The following is a 6,162-nucleotide window of genomic DNA, read 5'->3' as shown; positions in this document are numbered from 1 at the left end:
GAGGTGAAGGAGAAGGGCACGCATGCCGAGTTGAAGGAACTGATGTCGCGCGTGGCCGGCACGCTGGGTGGCGTGTTGCTGGTAGTGGCTGCGCTCTGCGTGCTGTTCGCGCCGCAGGTGGCGACTGTGTTCACGCCGGGTGCGGTGGATGAGCCGCACAAGTTCACGCTGACCGTCGAACTGCTGCGGCTCACGTTTCCGTTTCTATTGTTCGTCTCCCTGACCGCGCTGGCGGGTGCGGCGCTCAACAGCTTCCATCGTTTCGGCTTGCCGGCGTTGACGCCCGTGATCCTCAACCTGTGCATGATCGCTGGTGCATGGTGGCTATCCAGGCATTTGCAAACGCCAATCCTGGCGATGGGCTGGGCCGTGCTTGTCGCAGGTGTTTTCCAGGTGCTGTTTCAATTGCCTGCGTTGCGCACGCTCGATCTGCTGGCGGTGCCGCGCTGGGGTTGGAGCCATCCGCAAGTGCAGCGGATCATGCGGCAGATGGTGCCGACGTTGTTCGGCTCTTCGGTCGCGCAGATCAACCTGTTGTTCGACACGGTGATTGCGTCGCTGCTGATTTCCGGTTCGCAGACGTGGCTGTCGCAGGCCGATCGTTTCCTTGAGTTGCCATTGGGCGTCTTCGGCGTGGCGCTGGGCACGGTGATCCTGCCCTCGCTGTCGCGCCATCACGTGGCGACCGATCATGAAGGTTTTTCCAAGGCACTGGATTGGGGGCTGCGCACCACGCTGCTGATTGCGGTGCCGGCGATGTTCGGCCTGATGCTGCTGGCCCAGCCATTGGTCGCCACGCTGTTCCAGAACGGACAGTTCCGGCCGTTCGATACGCGCATGACCACGCTGTCGGTGACGGCATTGAGTTTTGGCGTGCCGGCCTATGCGCTGGTGAAAGTCTTGCTGCCCGCGTTCTATGCGCGCAAGGACACCCATACACCAGTGCGCGCCGGTGTCACTTCGCTACTTTCCAACATGCTGCTCAACGGCGTGTTCCTGTTGACGCTCTACACGCTGTGGGCGCCCGCGGCATTGAAGTCGCTCCCGTTGCTGGACGGCCTGTCGAAAGTGCCGGGGCTGCATCTGGCACTGGGCATGGCCAGCGCGATAGCGAGCTACGTCAACCTGGTGCTGTTGTGGCGTTGCCTGCGTCGGGCGGATATCTATCAGTTGCAGCCGGGGTGGGGTCGTCATCTGACTCGGTTGGCGTTGGCTTGCGCGGCGATGGTCGCGCTCTTGCTGCTGGGCCGCTGGTATTGGCCGGACTGGACGCAACTGCAGACGTTCGGGCGCATCTGGCGATTGGCGCTGCTGGTCGGTGGTGGTGGCGCGGTCTATGGGCTGGTGCTTTTTGCCGCCGGCTTTCGATGGCGTGATTTGCAGCACGATTGAATGTTTGCGCGCGGCGGATGTTGGGGTTCGCACCCCAACCTACGTGGAAGGCAGATCGTGCGAACAGGGGCATCCCTTATACTCGCCGCATGATGAAACTGTCCCGGGACGTCGCGGGGCCGTGCCTGGCCCCCGGCGGCAGTGTGGTTGCGGTCGGCGCTTTCGATGGCCTGCACCGCGGCCATCAAGCCTTGCTAAGCGAAGTGCGCAAGCGTGCGCAGGCGCTCGGCTGCACGCCGATCGTGGTGAGCTTCGAGCCGCTGCCGCGCGCTTATTTCTCCAAGGAACCGGTGCCGCGCCTGTCGAGCGTGCGTGAAAAACTGCTCGGCTTCGCCGCCGCCGGCATGGAACACACGCTGCTGCTGCGCTTCAACCAGGCGTTGACGGCCATGTCGCCGCAAGACTTCGTGCAACGCGTGCTGATCGATCGCCTCAATGTTCGCGAAGTGTGGGTGGGCGGCGATTTCCGCTTCGGCCACAAGCGTGCCGGCGACGTGCCCATGCTGGAGCGGATCGGCAAGCAACGCGGCTTCATCGCGCACACCATGCCGGCCGTGCTGCTGGATGGCGAGCGCGTTTCCGCCAGCCGGGTGCGGGCCTTGCTGGCTGCCGGCAATTTCGGCGGCGCCACGCCGCTGCTGGGCCGGCCGTTCGTGATCGAGGGCAAGGTGGAATACGGCAACCGCCTCGGGCGCGAGCTGGGTTTTCCCACCGCCAACATTCATTTGCGTGATCGCGTCACCCCGGTACACGGCATCTTCGCCGTACGCGTGGGCCTGGGCGAGGGCGAATGCAGCTGGCCGGGCGTGGCCAGCCTGGGTACGCGGCCCACCGTCAACGAAGTGGCCGAGCCCCTGCTGGAAGTGCACCTGTTCGATTTCGAGGGCGATCTCTACGGCCAGCGCATGGCGGTGGAGCTGGTGGCCAAGCTGCGCGACGAAATGAAATTCGACGGACTGGACGCATTGAAGGAACAAATGCGGCATGATGCGCGTTCCGCCCGGGAAATCCTTGGGATGAACCCGGCATTGATCGACGCGAACCAGGCCGCATCATGAGCAGCACCATGTCCAGTTTGCACATTCCATCCACGGCACCAGCCTTGGCGATCATTATTATTTGACAGCACCCGCCGAAGCGCGTGCGCTTGCCGCCGCGCGCGGCGAGTGAATAGCACGAGGCTTCGGTTCCCCTGCGGGCATCGAAGCGGAACTACCGTCACCACACGGCACCCGAGCGATGACCCAGGACTACAAGAGCACCATCAACCTGCCGCAGACCACCTTCCCGATGCGCGGCGACCTGCCCAAGCGCGAACCGGGCTGGCTGGCCGAATGGGAAAAGGCAGACCGCTACGCGCAGATCCAGGCCAAGACGGCCGGGCGCCCCCTGTTCGTGCTGCATGATGGCCCGCCCTATGCGAACGGCACCATCCACCTGGGCCATGCGATCAACAAGATCCTGAAAGACGTGGTGGTGAAATCCAAGCTGCTGGCGGGCTTCCACGCGCCGTACGTGCCGGGCTGGGATTGCCACGGCATGCCGATCGAAATCCAGATCGAAAAACAGTTCGGTAAGAACCTGCCCACCAGCGAGGTGATGAGCAAGGCGCGCGCCTATGCCAGCGAGCAGATCGCCAAGCAGAAGGGCGATTTCAAGCGCTTGGGCGTGCTGGGCGAATGGGATCGTCCTTACCTCACCATGGCGCCGCAGAACGAAGCGGGCGAAATCCGCGCGCTGGCCGAGCTGCTGCGCAAGGGCTACATCTATCGCGGTCTGAAGCCGGTCAACTGGTGCTTCGATTGCGGCTCTGCGCTGGCCGAAGCGGAAGTGGAATACGAAGACAAGACCGATATCGCCATCGACGTCGGCTTTGCGTTCGATGATCCCGCTGCAGTAGCCAAGGCGTTCGGCTTGGAGAAGCTGCCCAAGCCCAACGGCCAGCTCGTCATCTGGACCACCACGCCCTGGACGATTCCCGCCAACCAGGCGCTCAACCTGCATCCGGAATTCAGCTACAGCCTGGTCGACACGCCGAAGGGCTTGTTGATTCTTGCCACCGATCGCGTCGAAGAATGCTTGAAGACGTACGGCATGGAAGGACACATCGTCGCCTCGGTGGAAGGCCATGAGCTGGGCGATCTGAAATTCCGCCATCCGTTGTATGCGGTCGATCCGGGTTATGCGCGCCTCGCGCCGATTTATTTTGCTGACTACGTCACGCTGGATAGCGGTACCGGCATCGTGCACTCCGCACCCGCGTACGGCGTGGAAGACTTCCAGTCGTGCAAGGCCTACGGCATGAAGGATGCCGACATTCTGAACCCAGTGATGGGCAACGGCGTCTACGCATCGTGGCTGCCGCTGTTCGGCGGCATGTTCCTGTGGAAGGCCAATCCCAAGATCGTCGAGGCGCTGGACCAGGCCGGTTCGCTGCTGCACCAGAACAAATACGCGCACAGCTACATGCATTGCTGGCGCCACAAGACGCCGATCATCTATCGCGCCACCTCGCAGTGGTTTGCCGGCATGGACCTCACGCCGAAAGACGGCGGCAAGACGCTGCGCGAAACCGCGCTGGAAGGCGTGGAAGCCACGCAGTTCTTCCCGGCGTGGGGCAAGCAGCGCCTGCATAACATGATTGCCGATCGCCCGGATTGGACGTTGTCGCGCCAGCGTCAGTGGGGCGTGCCGATGGCGTTCTTCGTCCATCGCGAAACCGGCGAGCTGCATCCGCGCACGCCCGAGCTGCTGGAAGAAGTCGCCAAGCGCGTCGAGCAACATGGTATCGAAGCGTGGCAAAGCCTCGATCCCGTAGAACTGCTGGGCGCCGATGCCGAACACTACGAAAAGAACCGCGACACGCTGGACGTGTGGTTCGATTCCGGTACCACGCACTGGCACGTGCTGCGCGGCTCGCACGCCGACGTGCAGCATTTCCCGGCCGATCTTTATCTGGAAGGCTCCGACCAGCATCGCGGCTGGTTCCATTCCTCGCTGCTCACCGCGGCCATGCTCGACGGCAAGCCGCCGTACAAGCAGTTGCTGACGCACGGCTTCACCGTCGATGCGCAGGGCCGCAAGATGTCCAAGTCGCTGGGCAACGGCATCGAGCCGCAGGACATCATGAACCGCATGGGCGCGGACATCCTGCGCTTGTGGGTGGCGTCGACCGATTACCGCTACGAGATGTCCTTGTCGGAGGAAATCCTGAAGCGCGTGTCGGATATGTATCGCCGCATCCGCAATACCGCGCGCTTCCTGCTCGGCAACCTGGATGGCTTCGATCCGGCCAAGCACCTGATGCCGGTGGAGCAGAGCCTGCTGCTGGATCAATGGGCAGTGGCGCAAGCCTATGAGATGCAGCAAACGGTGAAGGCCGCGTACGAGCGCTACGACTTCCCCGAAATCGTGCAGCGCGTGCAGAACTTCTGCACCAACGAAATGGGTGCGCTGTACCTCGACATCACCAAGGATCGTTTGTACACGATGCCGACGGAAAGCCTCGGCCGGCGCAGTGCGCAGAGCGCGATGTATCGCATCCTGGAAGCACTGGTGCGCTGGCTGGCGCCGATGCTGTCGTTCACCGCGGAAGAAATCTGGCAGCACATGCCGGGCGAGCGTAGCGAAAGCGTGCTGTTCGAAACCTGGTACGACGGCCTGGTGAATACGCAAGGCTCGCCGGAGCAGCGCCGTTACTGGGCCGAGCTGCTGGCGATGCGCGATACCGCCTCGCGCGTGCTGGAAGACATGCGCAAAGCCGAAAAGATCGGCGCCGCGCTGGAAGCGAAGCTCGTGCTGCATGCCGATCCGGCCACGACCGAGCGTTATGCGGCAACAGCGGATGAACTGCGCTTCTTCTTCATCACCTCGGAGCTGAGCTTTGCGCCGTTGCAACCGCGTCCGGCCGATGCAGCGGCGTTGCCGTTTGAAGGCGGTGGCGAGGTGTACGTATCGGCCAGCGTGAGCGATGCGGCCAAGTGCGTGCGTTGCTGGCATCGGCGTGAGGATGTGGGCAGCAACCCGGCGCATCCGGAACTTTGCGGGCGTTGCGTCAGCAATGTGGAAGGGCCAGGCGAACATCGCCGGTGGTTCTAACCCGCGTAGGTTGGGGTGAGAACCCCAACATCGGGATACCCATGCGCGGCCATGTTGGGGTTCGCACCCCAACCTACCGGCATCCGCAAGCTAACAAGGAACATCCATGCACCCCAAACCCAACGCACTTCCCTGGCTGCTGGTTTCCGCCCTCACCATCGTCCTCGACCAGCTCACTAAATGGTGGGCGCTCACGTCGCTGCAACCGGAAGGCGTGCCGCATCCGGTCATCCCCGGCTTTCTCAGCTGGACGCTTGCCTTCAATACCGGCGCCGCCTTCAGCTTCCTCGCGCAAAGCAGCGGCTGGCAGCGCTGGTTCTTCGTATTGCTGGCGGTGGCGATCACCGCGGCCCTGGTGGTGTGGCTTACACGCACGGCACGGCGCGAATGGCGCACCGCCTTGCCGCTGTCGCTGGTGATCGGCGGCGCACTCGGCAACCTGATCGACCGCCTGCACGCCTCGCAGGTCACCGACTTCATCCAGGTCTACTACCGCGACTGGTACTACCCGACCTTCAACGTCGCCGACTGCGGCATCTGCGTCGGTGCGGTACTGCTGATCCTGTTCGGCCTGCGCAAGTAGGTTGGGGTGCGAACCCCAAACACCGCCATGCTGATCACCGCCACAGCCGCCAGAAAGTGACCTAAACAGTCCCTGCCGCGCGGCGGCAC

Annotated in this window: 4 protein-coding genes; all 4 read left to right on the top strand. The window is 63.2% G+C overall.

Translation table 11 applies throughout. From position 1 onward, the window contains the following. On the top strand, positions 1-1,392 hold a 1,392-nt coding region (murJ, locus tag VJR68_RS06500), incomplete at its 5' end, for a murein biosynthesis integral membrane protein MurJ (protein WP_324146855.1). An 89-nt stretch (positions 1,393-1,481) separates the two neighbouring features. Next, on the top strand, positions 1,482-2,450 hold the full coding sequence (locus tag VJR68_RS06495) for a bifunctional riboflavin kinase/FAD synthetase (protein ID WP_324146854.1): 969 nt from the start codon (positions 1,482-1,484) through the stop codon (positions 2,448-2,450). A 181-nt stretch (positions 2,451-2,631) separates the two neighbouring features. Continuing rightward, positions 2,632-5,490 carry an isoleucine--tRNA ligase gene (ileS, locus tag VJR68_RS06490; RefSeq protein ID WP_324146853.1) on the top strand — a complete coding sequence of 953 codons (2,859 nt, stop codon included), beginning with the start codon at positions 2,632-2,634 and terminating at the stop codon, positions 5,488-5,490. Between the two features lie 106 nt (positions 5,491-5,596). Then, a complete protein-coding gene (gene lspA, locus VJR68_RS06485) occupies positions 5,597-6,073 on the top strand; it encodes a signal peptidase II (protein WP_324146852.1) in 477 nt (158 codons plus the stop codon). Positions 6,074-6,162: the final 89 nt, after the last annotated feature.

This window comes from Dyella sp. (assembly GCF_035277725.1).
GTDB lineage: Bacteria > Pseudomonadota > Gammaproteobacteria > Xanthomonadales > Rhodanobacteraceae > Dyella_B.
The sequence above is the reverse complement of the archived record's forward strand: the minus strand, read 5'-3'. Positions and strand labels throughout refer to the sequence as shown.